Below are 16,587 nucleotides of genomic sequence, written 5' to 3' on the forward strand. Positions count from 1 at the left end.
TGTGTTGCCGCTATTCGGCCGCCATCGGCTCGGCCGCGGTGCCGGCCGGCGCATGGCGTGGGCGCAGCAGGCGTCTGGCCCATTGGCCCAGGTCGTCGAGCCAGCAGTAGATCACCGGCACCACCACCAGCGTCAGCAGCGACGAGGTGATCACGCCGCCGATCACGGCCTGGCCCATCGGCGCGCGCTGCTCGGAGCCTTCGGTCAGCGCCATCGCCAGCGGCAGCATGCCGAAGATCATCGCCAGCGTCGTCATCAGGATCGGCCGCAGCCGCACCTTGGCGGCCTGCAGCAGCGCGTCGTGCCGGCTCAGGCCCTCGCTGCGCGCGCGGATCGCGAAGTCGATCAGCAGGATCGCGTTCTTGGTCACCAGGCCCATCAGCATCACGATGCCGATGATCGAGAACATGTTGACGGTGGAGCGCCAGAACAGCAGCGCCAGCACCACGCCGATCAGGGTGAGCGGCAGCGAGGACATCAGCGCCAGCGGCTGCAGGAAGCTGCGGAATTGCGAGGCCAGGATCATGTAGATGAAGACGATGGCCAGCGCCAGCGCCGAGACGGCGTAGGCGAAGGATTCCTGCATGTCCTTGGTGGAGCCGCCGAAGCGGTAGCTGTAGCCCGGTGGCAGCGGGTAGGCGTCCAGCACCTTGCGGATGTCGGCCGACACCTCGCCCAGGCCGCGGCCGGCGGTGTTGGCCGTTATCTCCGATTCGCGGTTCAGGTCGCGCCGGTTGACCTGGTTGGCGCCGAAGTCGGCCCGCACGTCGGCCACCTGCGACAGGCGCACGATGCGCATCGAGCCATCGGCATTGGTGCCGGCCACGATGCCCAGCCGCTCGAGATCGGCCGCGCTGTTGCGCGCCTGCGGCGCCAGGCGCACCTTCACGTCGTAGTTCTGGTCGTCTGCGGCGCGCCAGTCGCCCACGGTCTGGCCGGCCACCAGCGCGCGCAAGGTGCTGGTGATGCTGCCCACCGAGAGGCCCAGGTCGGAGGCCGCGTCGCGCCGCACGTCGATCGAGACCGTCGGCTTGGGCGGCTTCATGCTGCTGTCCAGGTCCACCACGCCGGCCACCCGCGCCAGCCGCGGCATCAGGTCGGCGGTCAGGCGCTCCAGCACGCGCAGGTCCTGGCCCTGGATCGACAGCGAGATCGGCTTGCTGCCGCCCACCGCGTCGAGCAGGCCGACGTGCGTGACGGTGATGCCGGCCACCTGGGCCAGACGGTCGCGCAGCGGCGCCGACATCTGGTCGACATTGCGGCTGCGCAGGTGGCGGTCGACCAGGCGCACGTAGAAGGTGACGTAGTTGCGGCCCTGGGCCTGGCCGGTGTTCACGGTGGCCAGCGTGTAGCGCACCTCGGGCATCGCACGCAGGATCGCGTCGACCTGGCGTGCGCGCTGCTCGGTGGTTTCGAGCGCGGTGCCCACCGGCGTGTAGAAGCTGACCGAGGTTTCCGAGTAGTCGGCCTTGGGCACGAACTCGGTGCCCAGCAGCGGCATCAGCGCGAAGCTGCCGAGCAGGCTGGCGATGGCGATGCCCATCGTGGCCAGCCGGTGGGAGAGCGACCAGTCCAGCGCGGCGACATAGCCGTCACCCAGCTTGTGCGACATGCGGTCGACCCAGTGCGTGACGCGACCCAGCGTGTGGTCGTACAGGCCTTCCGCCTTGAAGGGCTGGCCTTCGCGGTCGATGGCGGGGTCGTGCCAGATCGAGCTGAGCATCGGGTCGAGCGTGAAGCTCACGAACATCGAGATCATCACCGCCGCGACGATGGTGATGCCGAACTCGTGGAAGAACTTGCCGATGATGCCGCCCATGAAGCCGATCGGCATGAACACCGCGACGATCGACAGTGTGGTGGCCAGCACCGCCAGGCCGATCTCGTTGGTGCCGGCGAGCGACGCCTCGCGCGGGCCCTTGCCCATCTGCACATGGCGCACGATGTTCTCGCGCACCACGATCGCGTCGTCGATCAGCAGGCCCACGCACAGGCTCATCGCCATCAGCGTGACCATGTTGATCGAGAAGCCGAAGGCGTACATGAACAGGAAGGTGCCGATCAGCGCGATCGGCAGCGTGAGCCCGGTGATGACGGTGGAGCGCCAGCTGTTGAGGAACAGGAACACGATGCCGATGGTCAGCAGCGCACCTTCGATCAGCGTGCGCTTGACGTTGGCCACCGAGACGCGGATGGCGCGCGAGTTGTCGCGCACCACCTCGGCGGCCATGCCCCTGGGCAACTGCGCCTTCAGCTTGGCGCTGACCGCGAGCAGCCCGTCGACCACCTCGATGGTGTTCTCGCCCTGGCTCTTCTGCACTTCCAGCGCCAGCGTGCGCTGGCCGTTGTAGAGCGCCAGCGTCTCGATCTCTTCCGGGCCGTCGACGACGTCGGCCACCTGCGACAGGCGCACCGGTTGTGCATTGCGTCGGGCGACGATGATGTTCTTCAGGTCCTGCGGGTCCTTCACCCGGCCCTGGATCTGCACGCTGCGCTCGGACTCCTTCGAGCGCAGCGCGCCGGCGGGCAGGTCCTGGTTCTCGGTGCGCACCGCGCTCATCACGGTGTCGACGCCGACGCCGAAGGCTTCCATCGCCAGCGGCTTCAGGTAGATGTTGATCTCGCGCTTGACGCCGCCCACCAGCGTGACCGAACCGACGCCGGGCACCACCTCGAGCTTCTTCTTGACGACCTGGTCGGCGTAGGTGGTGAGCTCCTGCACGCTGCGCGAGCCGTCGGGCGAGGTGAGGGCGAGCGAGAAGATCGGGCGCGACGCGGGGTCGAAGCGCGAGACACGCGCCTCCTTCACCTCGTCGCGGAAGTTGGCCTTGATGACCGAGAGCTTCTCGCGCACGTCGTCGGCCGCCTTGCGGCCATTGACGTCGAGGTTGAACTGCACGATGACGACCGAGGTGCCCTCGTAGCTGCGCGAGAACAGCTGGTTGATGCCGGCGATGGTGTTGACCGCCTCTTCGACCTTCTTGGTGACTTCCGACTCGACGATCTCGGGCGAGGCGCCTGGGTAGTCGATCTGCACCACCACCGTGGGGAAGTCGATGTCGGGGAACTGGTCGACCTTCAGGCGCTGGTAGCTGAACAGGCCCAGCACCACGAAGGCCAGCATCACCATCACCGCCATCACGGGGTTGGCGATCGAAACGCGCGTGAACCACATGGCCGCTCGCCTTGTGAGTTATCGGGAGGCCGCGGCGCTGGAGGCCGCGGTGGTGCCGGCGGCCGGTGCCGTGGCGGCCATGCGCACCGTGACGCCGCTGGCCACCAGGCCGGCGGCGGCGCCGAGCACCTGGTCGCCCTCGACCAGGCCGCCCAGCACCTCGACCACCTCGGTGCCGTCGATCCGGCCGCGGGCGCCCAGCTGCAGCACGCGGCGCTCGGTGCGCCCCGCGGCCACGCGGATGGCATAGGGCCGGGCCTGGTCGGTGCGCAGCGCGGAGGTCGGGATCACCAGCGCGTCATGCCGCTCCAGCTCGACCCAGCCGCGCACGAACAGGCCCTGGCGCAGGCTGGGGTGCGGCTGCACCGCCAGGTAGGCCGGCACCACGCGCGAGCCGGCCTGCGCGCTGGGGTTGATGCGCACCACCTTCGCCGTCTGCGGCTCGCTGCTGCCATCGACCATCAGGCGCGCCGGGTTGCCCACGCGCAGCGACGCGGCATCTTCGGGCGGGATCGCGGCCTCGACTTCCAGCTGCGAGAGATCGACGATCTCGATCAGCTTGGCATCCACCGCCACCCGCTCGCCGGCCTGCGCCAGCCGCTGCGACACCATGCCGCCGATCGGCGCCACCACGGTGGCATCGGCACGCGCCTTGCGCGCCAGTTCCACCGCGGCGATGGCAGCCTGCAGCGTGGCCTGCGCGCCGCTTTCGGTGGAGATGGAGGTCTCCAGCGCGGTCGGCGAGATGAAGCCCTGGGCCACCAGCGCCTTGTTGTTGGCGAGCTGGCGCTGCGCGATCTCGAGCTGCGATTTCGCGGCGGCGGCCTGCTGCTCGGCCTGGCGCAGCTTCCAGTCGAATTCGGTGGTGTCCAGCTGCGCCAGCACCTGGCCGGGTCGCACGGCGTCGCCTTCACGCACCCGCAGGGACTGCAGTTCGGCCGCGACCTTGGCCTTGACGACCGCGGAATTCACGGCCTTCAGGCTGCCCGAGACCTCGATGCCGCGCGCCAGGGGCTGGCGCGACACGGTGATCAGGTCCTGCGGCGCCAGCTCGATCTGCGACACCGCACTGGAAGCGGCCAACGGAATGGCCGCGGACGCCGCCTTGCGCGTCTGGATCGCGCGGGCAATGCCAAAGCCGAGCAGCGACAGCGCGACGAGCGCCAACAGCCAGCGAAGTGAACGTGAGGTCATGGTGGTCGAAAGCGGGCAGGACAGCAGCGGTGGGCGAAAGCGCCATCAGGCAGCGGCCGGCCGCAGCAGGCCCTGCAGCACCAGCTCGATGTGCTGGCGGATGAAGGCGCGGCCATCGAAGGGCCACGCGCCCTCCACCTGGCAGGCGCCGATCGAATACTTGTGGACGCAGACCATGATCAGCGGCAGCACCAGCGAATGCACCGCGACACCCAGGTCGACCTCGCGGAATTCGCCGTTGTCGATGCCGCGCTGCAGGATGCTGGCCAGCAATTGCTGGGCCGGGCCGATCACCTCGTGCACGTAGAACTCGGCGATGTCCGGAAAGTTGCGCACCTCGGTCATCACCAGTTTGAAGACGGCTCCGGCCGGGCTGTCGTACGCGTGTTCCCACCATTGCGCCAGCAGGTCGCGCAGCAGGTCGGCGGCCGGGCCGGTGAAATCGGCCGCCTTGGCGGCGCCTTCGGCGATGCGCTCGGACAGGCAATGCGCGATCACCGCCTTCAGCAGCTCTTCCTTGCTGGGGAAGTACAGGTACAGCGTGCCCTTGGACACGCCGGCGCGCGCCGCCACCTCTTCGGCGCGGGAGGCCGCGAAGCCCTTCTCGACGAACAGCGACAGCGCCGCGTCCAGCAGCTCTTGCGGCCGCGCTTCCTTGCGGCGGCGGCGGAGGGAAGGATCGGGTGCGTTCATGGTTACTGACTGACTGGTCAGTAATGTACCGGCTGCGACCGCCAGCGGTCAACCGGTCACCCTGCGCCGCTATGATCCGCGGCTTTGCGCTGGCGCAAGGCCGAGAGGAGTACGGTGGACCTGGTATTGCTGATCAAGGCCGCGATCATGGGCGTGGTCGAGGGCCTGACCGAGTTCCTGCCGATCTCGTCGACCGGCCACCTGATCCTGGCCGGCTCGCTGCTGGGCCTGGCCGATGCGAAGGCGAAGGTCTTCGACATCGCAATCCAGACCGGTGCGATCCTCGCGGTGGTGCTGGTGTACTGGCAGCGCCTGGCCAACGTGGCCGGCGGCCTGGGCAGCAGCGCAGCGGCGCGACGCTTCGTCGTCAACGTCCTGATCGGCTTCCTGCCGGCCGCGGTGCTGGGCGTGCTGGTCTACAAGACCATCAAGGCGCACCTGTTCAACGGGCCGGTGGTGGCCACCTCGTTCATCGTCGGCGGCCTGATCATCCTGTGGGCCGAACGGCGCGAGCAGCGCAGTGCGCGCATCCTGTCGGTCGATGCGATGACGCCGCTGGACGCGCTGAAGGTCGGGCTGGTGCAGTGCCTGGGCATGATTCCCGGCACCAGCCGCTCGGGCGCCACGATCATCGGCGGCATGCTGCTGGGCCTGTCGCGCCAGGTGGCCACCGAGTTCAGCTTCTTCCTCGCGATCCCGACGCTGATCGGTGCCGGTGTGTACAGCCTCTACAAGGAGCGCGGCAACCTCTCGGTGGCCGATGTGCCGATGTTCGCGGTCGGCTTTCTGTTCTCGTTCCTGTTCGCATGGCTGTGCGTGCGCTGGCTGCTGCGCTACATCGCGACGCACACCTTCACGCCGTTCGCCTGGTACCGCATCGCCTTCGGCGGGCTGGTGCTGCTCACGTATTTCACGGGCTGGGTCGTCTGGGCCGACTGAGCTCCAGGCTCAGCGCCGCCTGAACACCAGGTCCCACACGCCGTGGCCCAGGCGCTGGCCGCGGGCTTCGAACTTGGTCAGCGGACGGTGCTCGGGCCGCGGCGCATAGCCGTCGGCCGTGTTCTGCAGCAGCGGCTCGGCGCCCAGCACCTCGAGCATCTGCACCGCGTAGTCCTGCCAGTCGGTGGCGCAGTGCAGGTAGCCGCCCGGGCGCAGCCGGGAGGCCAGCAGCGCCACCAGTGGCGGCTGGATCAGCCGACGCTTGTGGTGCCGCTTCTTGTGCCAGGGGTCGGGAAAGAAGATGTGCACGCCGGCCAGCGCATCGGGCGCCAGCATGTTGTGCAGCACCTCCACCGCATCGTGCTGCACGATGCGGATGTTCTCCAGCCCGCGTTCGCCGATCAGCTTCAGCAGCGCGCCGACGCCGGCCTCGTGCACCTCCACCGCCAGGAAGTCGGTCTGCGGCTGGGCCGCGGCAATCTGCGCGGTGGCGTCGCCCATGCCGAAGCCGATCTCCAGCACCAGCGGCGCCGCGCGGCCGAAGGTGGCCGTCGCATCGAACGGCTGCGGCTGGTACGGCAGCAGGAAGCGCGGGCCGAGCTGCTGCAGCGCGCGCTGCTGGCCGGGCCCGAGGCGGCCGCCACGCAGAACGAAACTGCGAATGGGGCGGCGCGGCGGCGCCGCGTCGTCTGGCGAGTCGGCGGTCATCGATTCAACTGGGGAGGGCATATGCCTTTGTTCCATTGATGCTGCGCGCATCGGGGCACTAGGCTTGGCAGGGTGCGAGATTCTGCCCGAAGCCCCGTGTCCGACCCCACTGCCGACATCGATGCCCAGCGCCGGCGCTGCCTGCGCGCGGCGGCGGCCTGTGTGGGCCTGGGCCTCGGGCTCGATGCAGGGGCCAGCGCCAAGCCCGTGCCGTCGACCGCAGCGAAGGCCGCTGCGGCCCCGCCTGCCCGACCGGCCTCCGGCCCCGGCCCGGTGGACTGGAGCGCCGTGCCGGCGCCGCTGCGCCCGGTGCTGGCCGGCAGCGGCCTGCCGGCGCATTGCATCGGCGTGCAGGTGCAGGAGGTGGAGGGCCGCAGCCGCCTGCTGGCCGCGCTGAACGCCGAGCTGCCCTACCAGCTGGCTTCCACCGCCAAGGTGGTGACGGCGCTGGCCGCGCTCGATCTGCTGGGCGCCAACTACCGCTGGCGCACCTATGCCTTCACCAACGGGGTGCTCACCAATGGCCGGCTGCTCGGCGACCTGCTGATCGTCGGCGGCGGCGACGCGCGCCTGCGCAGCGCCGACCTGCAGGCCTGGTTCCTGCGCATGCAGCAGCAGGGCCTGCGCGAGGTGTGGGGCAACATCGTGCTCGACCGCTTCGCGTTCCGCCTGCGCGACGACGATTTCGCCAACACGCCGCCGCCGGCCATCGACCGGCCGCACCATTCGCGTCCCGACGCCTTGACGCTCGACGAAGGGCAGTTGCAGGTGGTGGTGCAGGCCGGTGCGCGCGGCAAGCCGGTGGTCAGCCTGATACCGCCGCTGGCGGGCGTGAAGGTGGTGAGCGACCTGGGGGCCGGCGGTTGCGCGGTGTGGGCGCATCCGGCCTCGGCGCCGGCCAGGTCGGAACCCGGCACGCAGGTGCTGGCGGTGCGCGGCCAGTGGGGCGCCGGCTGCGGCTCGCGCGAGATCGTGCTGGCGCCGATGTCGCATGAAGAGTTCACCGTGCGCGCGGTCGAGGGCCTGTGGCGCGAGGCCGGCGGCAAGCTGCGCGGCAAGGTGCTGGACAAGCGTGCGCCCGACCGCGATCAGCTGCTGCCGAACGGGCCCGACGGCGAGCCGCAGCTGCCGTTCTCGGTGCACCTGTCGGAACCCTTGCCGCAGGTGATCCGCGAGATCAACAAGACCAGCGACAACATGGCGGCGCGCAACCTGATGCTGTCGCTGGTGCGCGGCTTCCCTTCGCGGGCGGCGACGATGGCCGAGGCGCGGCAGCGTGTCGACAGCTGGTTGCGCCGCCAGGGCCTGCAGCCGGGCGACATCGCGCTCGAAACCGGCTCCGGCCTGTCGCGGGCCGAGCGCGGCAAGCCGCGCGCGATGGTGCAGCTGCTGCGCAATGCCTGGGCCTCGCAGCAGGCGCAGGCCTTCATCGATTCGCTGCCCATCGCGGGCGTTGACGGCACGCTGGCGCACCGCATGACGAATGGGCGGGCCACCGGCGCGGCCTTCCTGAAGACCGGCACCTTGCTCGACACCCGCGCACTGGCCGGCTACGTGAAGGCCGGCAGCGGCAAGACCTATGCGGTGGCCGCGCTGGTCAACCATCCCGAGGCCACGCGTGCGCTGCCCAGCCTGGACGGCCTGATCGAATGGGTGGCGCGCAACGGCTGAACTTTGGTGATAATCGTTGCCGCGTGGCGGGTGTAGTTCAATGGTAGAACGGCAGCTTCCCAAGCTTCATACGAGGGTTCGATTCCCTTCACCCGCTCCACTGCATCTTTCTGCGGAGGTCCGCTGAAATCCAAGGGAGTCTGCAAGTCGTTGTCACGCAACGGTTTTCTCTCTCTTTGATGTTATGCTGTCATCCACGGAAATCCGCCTGAAGCCAGGACTTTTATGTCCATGATTGTGTCCATTTTTGCGGGCACGACCGCTTCCGGATTGTTTGTAGAGGCGCGCAGGTGATGTGACCAGCATCGAGTTCCTGACTCACGTTCAGGAGCTAGAAGCATGGCACTTTCCGACCTGGCCGTTCGACGCGCCAAAGCCACCGGCAAGGACTACACCCTCCCCGACACGTTGGGCCTCTCCCTCGCTGTTGCAGCGACGGGAGGCAAGACCTGGCACTTCCGCTACTACTGGCTCAAGGAGCCCAAGCGGATGTCGTTCGGCACCTATCCCGAGGTATCGCTGCTCGAAGCCCGCGCGCTGCGCGACGAGGCGCGCGCCTTGGTGGCCAAGAGCATCAACCCCCGTGTTCACCGCAAGCAGAAGCGCGCCGCGGTCAAGCTCGCCGGCGAGCACACCTTCGAGGTCATCTACAGGAAGTGGTTTGCCCATCGTGCGCTCAGCCTCAAGAAGGGCCGGCAGACCACGCACTCCATCCTCCCGCGCGTCTTCGACAAGGATGTACTGCCCTACCTGGGCAAGCGCTCGATCTACGAGATCAAGCGCTCCGACCTCTTGGACGTGATCGCCAAGATCGAGAAGCGCAAGGCGCTCTCCGTCGCCGAGAAGGTCAGGACGTGGTTGAACCACTTGTTTCGCTACGCGCTGGTGATCGTGCCGGGGCTGGAGCAAAACCCGGCGTCCGACCTCGATGTGGTCGCCGTGCCGTTGCCGCCGGTGAACCACAACCCGTTCCTGCGCATGGAGGATCTGCCGAAACTGTTGCAGCGGCTGCGCAAGTACCGCGGCAGGCTGCGCACCCAGCTTGGATTGCGGCTGCTGTGCCTGACCGGCGTGCGCACGGGCGAGTTGCGGCTGGCGACGCCCGATCAGTTCGACCTCGACAAGGGGTTGTGGATCATCCCGCCCGACGTCGTGAAACAGTTGCAGGTGGACATGCGCAGGAAGCGCCAGCGGCCGCAGGACATTCCACCGTACATCGTGCCGCTGTCGGTGCAGGCCGTCGAGATCGTCCGGCACATGCTGGAGGAGTTCAAGCCGGCCCAGCGCTATCTGCTCCGGCACGACAACGACCTGAAGAAGCGCATGAGCGAGAACACCCTCAACGGCGCGCTCAAGCGCATGGGCTACCGTGACCTGCTGACCGGGCACGGCATCCGGGCCACGATGTCCACCGCGCTCAACGAGTTCGGCTATCCGAAAGCCTGGGTGGACGCGCAACTCTCCCACGTCGATCCCAACAAGGTCAGCAGCACGTACAACCACGCCGAGTACGTGGAGCAGCGCCGCCGCATGATGCAGGATTGGGCCGACCGCCTCGACCTCTTTGAGCAGAACATGGTCGAAGCGGCGAGCATGCCGCTCACCATTCACCTGGAAGGCGTGCCCGCCATCGGGGGCGATCCCGCTGACAGCGCACCGCCCAGGGCGGCGACGACGCCGATCCTGCTCGTGACCAAGCCTGGCGATGCGATGCCGCTGGTGTCAGCTGCGGCGCAGCGGCTGCCGGCGGTCACGGCGCCGCGCTCGGTGATGGAGCAGCCACTGTCCGACGTTCAACGCAAGCGGATGGAACTCGTCGATGTTTTCGAGTCGCCGCACAACCTTCCGGTCGTCGAGTTCGCCAAGATGGCGGGCAAGTCGCGCCGGTGGATCAGCTACGAGATCAAGGCGGGCAACCTGCTGGCACTGAACCTGGGAAACCGCGGCCAGCGGGTGCCGGACTGGCACCTCGACCCGCTCAAACACGAGCTGGTCCAGTCCGTCATGAAGCTGAGCCGGGGCGCGGACCCTTGGCAGATTTACCACGCGCTGCTGCAGCCGCGTGCGATGCTGCGCGGCCGCTCGGCCCTGGAGGGCGCCACCGCCAACAATCTCGACAAGATCATCATGGCCGTGGTCACGAGCGTGAAGGCAAGCGAGTGGGATCAGGAGAAGGTGGTGGGGTTCGCATAGCAGCCTTGCGCTGCGCCCCTCATCAGGACACGGAACGGGCGCGGCGCGCGAATCGCTCCTGGGGCTCGGTCAAGGACGTGCAGGGACGCAGCAGATAGGCCATCACGATGGCCGGTGAGCCGGCCAGCGGCCGCGCGGCGATGCCTCGGCACAGGTAGCTGGCCAGCCTTGCGACAGGCGCAAAGGCGATGCCGTAGCCCGCTGCAACGAGCGTCATGGCCATGTCGAAGGTGCTGACCACCTGCTCGCGGCCCTGCAGCTCGTCCTCGAACAGGCGCTGCGCCACCGCGCGCCACGGCTCGTCGGCCGTTGACTGCGCGCAGATCAACGGCTGCTTGAGCAGTTCTTGGCGAGGCACTTCACGGTAGGACAGCAGGTGCGAGCGCTTGGCGACGGCGACCGCCAGCGTGTCATGCCACAACGGTTCGCACACCCAGCCCGGCCACTCCCAGGCGGCTGTGGACAGGGCTAGGTCAAAGTTATCGTGCGGCAGTTCCTGCGCCTGCGCCGTGGCACTGCATCCGATCAAAGCAGTGGCGGTTTCTGGCTCTTCGGCGCGCTGTAACGCCAGCAAGTCGGCAAGCGGTGAAGGCACCCACTCGCCGAGCACAGCCACCCGGATTTCAGTGGAGGCATCGCTCGATTTCACGTCCAGTTCCCCCAGGCAGTGAACTCGCGACGACCGATGAAGTCGCTTCTCGTGAGTTAAGTTTAACGTGGTTTATATCGTGTCAATCCTCGACGCTTTTGGCAATGCAAAAGCGTTCGATTCAGAGAGGCCGGCCCACCGGCACAACAACCTACGAAGCGGAACCAGCCATCGCGTTTGGGGCCTCCGTGCGCGAAGAAAGAACCAGTCAAGGCATCGCCCAGGAAACGCTGGCCCATCTGTCAGGAATCGAGCGTTCGCACATGGGAAAGATCGAGCGTGGCGAGCATGTCCCCACGCTCCCCCTCATTCTCAAAATCGCCCGTGCGCTGAAATGCAGTTCTGCCCACTTGATGGCGCTGACTGAAGCCAAGCTGGCAGAGACGGCTCCGCCCAAGTCTGCGGACTGAAGCCGGCCCGCGCCGTGGCCCCTTGTCTACCCCTGTTCGTTGTCGTTCTTATTACCGGCGGCTGAATTTTCGCGCTTTACGGCCTCGGTGAGGAGGCGCAGGTATGGATTGTCCGGAGGCATTTCCTGGAACAGCGCTTCGGGAGCGCTCAACAGGTAGCCGTGCAGTCGCCTGGATTTGCGCGGCCCCGTGACTTCGCAGGTCCAGATATTCAACCCGCTGGCTTGCTTGCGGTGCAGGCTCAGTTTCTCAAAACGCTTCTGCACCCACTGCCATCCCTCCAGGTTCTCCGGTTTCGCCAGTGCGGCAATTTGCAGATGTTCTTGCGCATACCGCTGGAAGACGCCGGGGCTCACCAGGTAGGCCGTTCCCGCGACGCTATGCACCAGGGCTTTGGCGTCGTTGATGATGAGCTTGTGCGTCTGGATGCCCTGACGCAGCCAGGCCATGAAATGCTCGCCGGAAGGCTCCGGCCGATCCCGAGATGGCGCGGGGCTCACCTGCGGCAGCACCGTAGGCGACGGTGGCGAGGCCGGCTCGGGGTCGCTCGGGGGCTCCGGCGCTACGGGTGGGGCCGTGTCACTCAGCAGATCGAGCAACGCAGCCACGCCGTTGTCGGCGGGCACGGGCGCGGTCGGCGCGGTGCTCGGTGGCACGGTATCGGCGCTTTCCAGGCCCGGCGCTTCGGCTGCCGGTGCCTGTGGCGTCGGCACCCCTTGTTCCGCGTCGGCCTGTACGCGACCCGCGAACGGTGCCGGCCGGTCTGCCGCATCCCAGACCATGGCCGGAGACAGCTTCAAAAAGGTGAAGCTGTGCGACCAGCCGGCATCGCTGGTGACGGTGGCCTTCCAGATCGCCTTGCCGTCTGGCGTGGCCAAGGCGAAACCGTGATCCTGCAGCACGTTGAACACCGCCGTGTTGTTGGCCGGGATGCCGTCGATGCCCTGAGACAGCAGATGCGCGCGCAGTTTGTCCGAGACGGTCTTGCTCACCAGCCAGAGCGCGTCCTGGGTCAGCCAGCCATCCGAGGCCTGGGGCTGGTTCAGCTTGAACTCTTCCTTCAGGAGGTAGCGCAGGCCATCGAGCAGCTTGCGCTGCAATGCGTGCCGGGGTGCTGCCAGGGCCTTGCTGGGATCGCCGCCGAGTTCCTGGGCGACCGATGCCTGGTCCGCTTGCACGACCAGTTCGCCGAGCATGCCGGCGTGCTCGTACTGGCCGGCCAGCACGTACAGCAGCGCGGCCCAGAGGTCGGGATAGCCGGCGAGCCAGTCGAAGATGCCGGGATCGAGCAGCCGGGCGTAGAGCAGCCCGGTGGCGGCGCTGTGCAGCCGATATTCGCGCTCCCTGCGGTAGCGGAAGCGGTACGGCCGCCGCAGCGGGCCGTGCCAGGGGTGCCAGACCGTGCCGTCCGCGTACTCGACGTGCAGGTCGACCGCGATCTTGCCGATGTCGTGCAACAGCGCCGCGTAGGCGGTGCCGGCCGTCCAGGCCTCGGCCTGGGCGGCTTGCGCCTCCGGCGTGGCGCCGGCGGGCAGCAGATGCGACTGCCGCAGCTTGAGCGCGTAGGCGACGATCTCCAGGCCGTGGTCCAGCATGCCGCCCGGATAGGCGTGGTGATGGGCCTCCGACGCGGGAAATTGCTGGACCAACTCGGCGTAGCGTTCCAGCGGGGCGAGGTATAGCGTGGCGAACTGCCGGCGCGAGAGCGAGGTGCGCTGCCAGATGTGCTCCAGCAGCTTCTGCCGGCGGGGTGTCGCCAGCAGCGATGCGGCCGGCTCCGGCCGCATCAGCCCTTTGCCGGGCTCGGCGGAAGGTTTGGGCGTCGGCGCACTGGCGGCGGGCGGCACCCGTTTGCGTTGGAACAGCGAGAGCATGGCGAACCCCGGACGGCGGGCCGGTCGGGAGAGCCTTTTGGCCTTTTCGGGTAGGGCCTTTCCCCTTGGCCCCATTCCCTTGCCCCTTCCCCAGCCCTTTGGCCTTTACGGAAACCTTTGGATATAGGGCAACGACGCCTGCCAGACCACAACCAATGCGGGTTTGGCCCAAGTCGGATTGATACGGGAAGGCTGGCTGTGCCGCCCCTACGATGGAGCCGTTTCATCGACCGGACGGAGCACCATGCACACCCAGATTGACAAGGTAAGGAAATTTCCTTACCATTCAGGCATTGCCATCAGGAGTGCCGCCATGCCCGAAATCCACGAAGTCGCGACGCTGACCTCCAAGGGTCAGATCACGCTGCCCAAGTCCATCCGGCAGGCGCTGGGCGTGGACACCGGCGGCAAAGTGGCGTTCGACCTGCGCGGCGGCGAAGTCGTCGTAACCCGCGCCGACGCCGACCATGAAGACCCGGCCATCGGCGCTTTCCTGGGGCTGCTGGAAGCGGACATCCGGGCCGGGCGACACGTCCAGTCCCTGCCGGACGATCTGGCGCGGGCCATGCTGGCCAACGCGCACCACGCGGTGAACCTCGATGAAGACATCGAAGGCGAAGTGGCGCTCTGATGCAGCGGCACGGCTGGATGCTCCTGTTCCACGAGGGCGTGATCGAGCAGTTGCGCAAGCTGCACGCGGCCGCGGAACGGGCCGAACAGAACGACCCGCAGGGGTTCGAGAGCAACGCCAACGTCAAGCTGTTCCGGGCGTTGAGCCAGTTGATCATGGATGCCGTGCCGAGCGATCCCGCGCGCGACGAATTCCGCCAGGGCAACACCTTGGGGCCGGCCTACCGGCACTGGCGGCGCGCGAAGATCGGTCGGCGGTTCCGACTGTTCTTCCGCTACGACTCCAAGGCCAAGGCGATCGTGTTCGCCTGGGTCAACGACGAGCAGACCTTGCGGTCGGCGGGCAGCAAGTCCGACCCCTATGCGGTGTTCGAGAAGATGTTGGGCCGCGGCAACCCGCCGGACGATTGGGCGGCGCTGGTGGCCGCAAGCAAGGCCGACTGGCGAGCAACGGACAAAGGCTAGGCCGCGGTTGAAGAACTGCACAGGATTCAATCGCGATATGGACAGGGATCACAGCCACACGACAGGATGAACATGAGGTAGCCACCATGAAGACCGCCGCACAGACCACCTTCGCAGAACGTCTCGGCCGGACACTGGGCCGGGCGTGGCGAAGCTGCGCGCGTCTGGATTGGCGGGCGCAGGGCTGGCTGCTCGCGCGGGGATGGGCGCCTGGCATTGCCAAGGCCGCGCTGCTGGCCGTCAAGCTCGCTGCGATCGGTGTCCTGCTCTACACCGCGTTCTGGCTGGCGCTGTTGCTTGCGTTCGCGCTGGTCGGCGCCTGGGTAGTCCGCAACGACGATGGGAGCTACGACGAGGAACACAAGCCGGAATGGCGATACGGCCCTGCCGGGTACGGCCTCTACACCCATGACGACTACCGGATCGACCCCCACGATCCAGAAGACGAGCAAGCCTAGAGGCGTTACTTCGCTGCTTTCATAGCGACACCCGCACCCCTGCCGCCAGCGGCTTGGGCGTCCCTGGTTCCTGCCGCCAGCCCTTGAATTGCCGTTCCCGCGCGCACGCCCACCCAGCCCAGCGCAGCCACCCAGAAGGTAGGCAGCACGATGAACATCGTCGCCATGACGAAGTTCAGCAGCATGTCGCCGAAGGCGTTGTTCAGGCCGATCAGCGGATCGAAGTTGCTGTGCGGCCGGTTCGCGCCGAACCCCCAGCCGTAGAGCGCGTCGAGGATCGTGCTGTCGAGCCAGCGCGCGAGCTGGAACCAGAAGTCCACGAAGAACAGCGCGAACTGCACGCAGCTCACGGCGACCAGCGCCTTCAGCTCGTAGGTGCCGAAGACCAGCACCAGCGGGATGCAGATCACCAGCGCCATCTTGAGCAGCGACAGCACCATCGGCAGCGCTTGGCGCACCACGTCCATCGCCGGGAAGAAGCCCAGCGAGCCCATGGTCAGCCCCAGGTCGCCGGCGCCGCGCGTCACGACGTTGGGCAGCGTCTTCTCGATCTGGCCGCCGTAGTCCGTATAGACCGAGCCCTGGTTCATCTTCTGCTGCCGCGGAGAGACCACGGCGCGGATCACCGAGTCGTTCACCTCGCCCTGCGACAGGAAGCCCGCCCAGCGGCCGATGCGCGTCAGCAGGTCGGGATCCACCTGGGCCAGCAGGTGCGCGCGCAGGCCGCTGCCGCCATCTGACCACCACTGCCGGCACGTGGGGTAGCCCCCGCCGCTATCCACCTGGGCCAGCCCCGCATCGCGCGTCGCGTCGTAGGGCCAGGCCGTGCGCGGCGTGTTGGAGTGGTAGGTGTCGTAGAAGCCCGCGTTGTTCAGGAAGTAGCTCGAACCGATCCAGGTCACGTCGTTCATCTGCTCGTCGGAGAGCGTGGGCCGAGACATGAACAGCTTGGCACGCGAGGGGCCGTAGCAGTCATGCACGAAGTCGCCAACCTCCTGGGCCAGCACCGGGTCATCGATGCGCGTGGCATCCACGTCCATGCGCATCTGACGCAGATCCGTCCCGCAGGGGATCGCCGCCACGGCGCCGCCCGTCACCGCCTTCGAGATAGCGTGCATGAAGAACCACCACACCGGCACCAGCGCACTCTGGTTGTTGAGCGTGGTGTAGGCGTTCGACCAGCCCGTGTCGGTGGGCTGCGGGACGCTGACCTGACATTGCGCGGAGCGCGTCGTGTCGAACTTGATGGTGCTGAGGTCGACCGGAATGAAGGGGATGCCGGCGAACAGGATGACGACGATCGCCACCCACACGCGGTTCTCGATGCGCATCGAGGACAGCACCCCCTTGTTGCCCTCGTCCGCGCCTTCGGCCCGCGCGCGCAGCCATTCCTGCACCACCATGACCACGAACGGCAGCGCGAACACGCCGCTGGCCACGAGGATGTTCCAGATGCCGTTGCTGACGATCCACCCGACCAGGGTCAGGTAATACTCCAGGTAGTCCGTTGTGTTGAGCGTCATGGCGT

14 protein-coding genes and 1 tRNA gene are annotated in these 16,587 nt (G+C 67.5%); 8 read left to right on the top strand and 7 right to left on the bottom strand.

Annotated features, from left to right (window positions below):
* Window positions 1-10 precede the first annotated feature (10 nt).
* Genes ACILR4_RS14535 through ACILR4_RS14545 form a run of 3 tightly spaced genes read right to left on the bottom strand, consistent with a single transcriptional unit; the run spans window position 11 to window position 5,062 of the window.
* Window positions 11-3,175 (bottom strand): efflux RND transporter permease subunit, encoded by a 3,165-nt coding sequence (locus ACILR4_RS14535; RefSeq protein ID WP_395701583.1) that lies wholly within the window; start codon window positions 3,173-3,175, stop codon window positions 11-13.
* Window positions 3,176-3,193: 18 nt separating this feature from the next.
* Window positions 3,194-4,369: an efflux RND transporter periplasmic adaptor subunit gene (locus ACILR4_RS14540; protein WP_395701584.1), complete on the bottom strand. Its 1,176-nt coding sequence runs from the start codon at window positions 4,367-4,369 to the stop codon at window positions 3,194-3,196.
* Between the two features lie 45 nt (window positions 4,370-4,414).
* Complete coding sequence (locus ACILR4_RS14545; RefSeq protein ID WP_395701585.1) at window positions 4,415-5,062, bottom strand: TetR/AcrR family transcriptional regulator; 648 nt, start codon at window positions 5,060-5,062, stop codon at window positions 4,415-4,417.
* A 114-nt stretch (window positions 5,063-5,176) separates the two neighbouring features.
* Between ACILR4_RS14545 and ACILR4_RS14550 the strand changes: the two genes are divergently transcribed.
* Window positions 5,177-6,001: an undecaprenyl-diphosphate phosphatase gene (locus ACILR4_RS14550; protein ID WP_395701586.1), complete on the top strand. Its 825-nt coding sequence runs from the start codon at window positions 5,177-5,179 to the stop codon at window positions 5,999-6,001.
* A 9-nt stretch (window positions 6,002-6,010) separates the two neighbouring features.
* Here ACILR4_RS14550 and trmB read toward each other — a convergent pair whose 3' ends face one another.
* Entirely contained in the window at window positions 6,011-6,709 is a 699-nt protein-coding gene (trmB, locus tag ACILR4_RS14555) for a tRNA (guanosine(46)-N7)-methyltransferase TrmB (protein ID WP_395701610.1), read from the bottom strand.
* Window positions 6,710-6,805: 96 nt separating this feature from the next.
* Here trmB and dacB point away from each other — a divergent pair, with 96 nt between their 5' ends.
* The 3 genes from dacB (at window position 6,806) to ACILR4_RS14570 (ending at window position 10,573) form a co-directional block, all read left to right on the top strand.
* Window positions 6,806-8,380 carry a D-alanyl-D-alanine carboxypeptidase/D-alanyl-D-alanine-endopeptidase gene (dacB, locus tag ACILR4_RS14560; RefSeq protein ID WP_395701587.1) on the top strand — a complete coding sequence of 525 codons (1,575 nt, stop codon included), beginning with the start codon at window positions 6,806-6,808 and terminating at the stop codon, window positions 8,378-8,380.
* A gap of 26 nt (window positions 8,381-8,406) precedes the next feature.
* Window positions 8,407-8,480: transfer RNA gene (locus ACILR4_RS14565), tRNA-Gly, on the top strand.
* A gap of 239 nt (window positions 8,481-8,719) precedes the next feature.
* Window positions 8,720-10,573 carry a tyrosine-type recombinase/integrase gene (locus tag ACILR4_RS14570; protein ID WP_395701588.1) on the top strand — a complete coding sequence of 618 codons (1,854 nt, stop codon included), beginning with the start codon at window positions 8,720-8,722 and terminating at the stop codon, window positions 10,571-10,573.
* Window positions 10,574-10,595: 22 nt separating this feature from the next.
* Here the strand turns inward: ACILR4_RS14570 and ACILR4_RS14575 are convergent, their stop codons facing one another.
* Window positions 10,596-11,222 carry a substrate-binding domain-containing protein gene (locus ACILR4_RS14575; RefSeq protein ID WP_395701589.1) on the bottom strand — a complete coding sequence of 209 codons (627 nt, stop codon included), beginning with the start codon at window positions 11,220-11,222 and terminating at the stop codon, window positions 10,596-10,598.
* A 104-nt stretch (window positions 11,223-11,326) separates the two neighbouring features.
* Here ACILR4_RS14575 and ACILR4_RS14580 point away from each other — a divergent pair, with 104 nt between their 5' ends.
* Window positions 11,327-11,632, top strand: a complete 306-nt coding sequence (locus ACILR4_RS14580; protein WP_003454714.1) for a helix-turn-helix domain-containing protein — start codon at window positions 11,327-11,329, stop codon at window positions 11,630-11,632.
* Window positions 11,633-11,658: 26 nt separating this feature from the next.
* On the opposite strand, the gene mobH is transcribed toward ACILR4_RS14580, so the two are convergent.
* The gene (gene mobH / locus ACILR4_RS14585; protein ID WP_395701590.1) at window positions 11,659-13,506 is read right to left on the bottom strand and encodes a MobH family relaxase; all 1,848 of its coding nucleotides are present in this window, start codon (window positions 13,504-13,506) and stop codon (window positions 11,659-11,661) included.
* Between the two features lie 313 nt (window positions 13,507-13,819).
* On the opposite strand from mobH, the gene ACILR4_RS14590 reads away from it, so the two are divergent.
* From ACILR4_RS14590 to ACILR4_RS14600, 3 genes are all read left to right on the top strand, one after another.
* Complete coding sequence (locus tag ACILR4_RS14590; RefSeq protein ID WP_003454724.1) at window positions 13,820-14,137, top strand: type II toxin-antitoxin system PrlF family antitoxin; 318 nt, start codon at window positions 13,820-13,822, stop codon at window positions 14,135-14,137.
* Window positions 14,137-14,601 (top strand): type II toxin-antitoxin system YhaV family toxin, encoded by a 465-nt coding sequence (locus ACILR4_RS14595; RefSeq protein WP_395701591.1) that lies wholly within the window; start codon window positions 14,137-14,139, stop codon window positions 14,599-14,601. The genes ACILR4_RS14590 and ACILR4_RS14595 overlap by 1 nt, the downstream gene beginning before the upstream one ends.
* 86 nt (window positions 14,602-14,687) lie before the next feature.
* On the top strand, window positions 14,688-15,059 hold the full coding sequence (locus ACILR4_RS14600) for a DUF3742 family protein (protein ID WP_395701592.1): 372 nt from the start codon (window positions 14,688-14,690) through the stop codon (window positions 15,057-15,059).
* A gap of 5 nt (window positions 15,060-15,064) precedes the next feature.
* Here ACILR4_RS14600 and ACILR4_RS14605 read toward each other — a convergent pair whose 3' ends face one another.
* A complete protein-coding gene (locus tag ACILR4_RS14605; protein ID WP_395701593.1) occupies window positions 15,065-16,582 on the bottom strand; it encodes a conjugal transfer protein TraG N-terminal domain-containing protein in 1,518 nt (505 codons plus the stop codon).
* Between the last annotated feature and the right edge of the window lie 5 nt (window positions 16,583-16,587).

The sequence above is a fragment of the Aquabacterium sp. genome, from assembly GCF_044226965.1.
GTDB lineage: Bacteria > Pseudomonadota > Gammaproteobacteria > Burkholderiales > Burkholderiaceae_C > Pseudaquabacterium.

What these genes read in the sequence shown, in the direction of transcription:
- ACILR4_RS14605 (WP_395701593.1), bottom strand. Translation starts at nt 16,582, where the DNA reads ATGACGCTCAACACAACGGACTACCTGGAGTATTACCTGACCCTGGTC.
- trmB (WP_395701610.1), bottom strand. Translation starts at nt 6,709, where the DNA reads ATGACCGCCGACTCGCCAGACGACGCGGCGCCGCCGCGCCGCCCCATT.
- ACILR4_RS14535 (WP_395701583.1), bottom strand. Translation starts at nt 3,175, where the DNA reads ATGTGGTTCACGCGCGTTTCGATCGCCAACCCCGTGATGGCGGTGATG.
- ACILR4_RS14545 (WP_395701585.1), bottom strand. Translation starts at nt 5,062, where the DNA reads ATGAACGCACCCGATCCTTCCCTCCGCCGCCGCCGCAAGGAAGCGCGG.
- ACILR4_RS14600 (WP_395701592.1), top strand. Translation starts at nt 14,688, where the DNA reads ATGAAGACCGCCGCACAGACCACCTTCGCAGAACGTCTCGGCCGGACA.
- mobH (WP_395701590.1), bottom strand. Translation starts at nt 13,506, where the DNA reads ATGCTCTCGCTGTTCCAACGCAAACGGGTGCCGCCCGCCGCCAGTGCG.
- ACILR4_RS14580 (WP_003454714.1), top strand. Translation starts at nt 11,327, where the DNA reads ATGCAAAAGCGTTCGATTCAGAGAGGCCGGCCCACCGGCACAACAACC.
- ACILR4_RS14590 (WP_003454724.1), top strand. Translation starts at nt 13,820, where the DNA reads ATGCCCGAAATCCACGAAGTCGCGACGCTGACCTCCAAGGGTCAGATC.
- ACILR4_RS14570 (WP_395701588.1), top strand. Translation starts at nt 8,720, where the DNA reads ATGGCACTTTCCGACCTGGCCGTTCGACGCGCCAAAGCCACCGGCAAG.
- ACILR4_RS14540 (WP_395701584.1), bottom strand. Translation starts at nt 4,369, where the DNA reads ATGACCTCACGTTCACTTCGCTGGCTGTTGGCGCTCGTCGCGCTGTCG.
- ACILR4_RS14595 (WP_395701591.1), top strand. Translation starts at nt 14,137, where the DNA reads ATGCAGCGGCACGGCTGGATGCTCCTGTTCCACGAGGGCGTGATCGAG.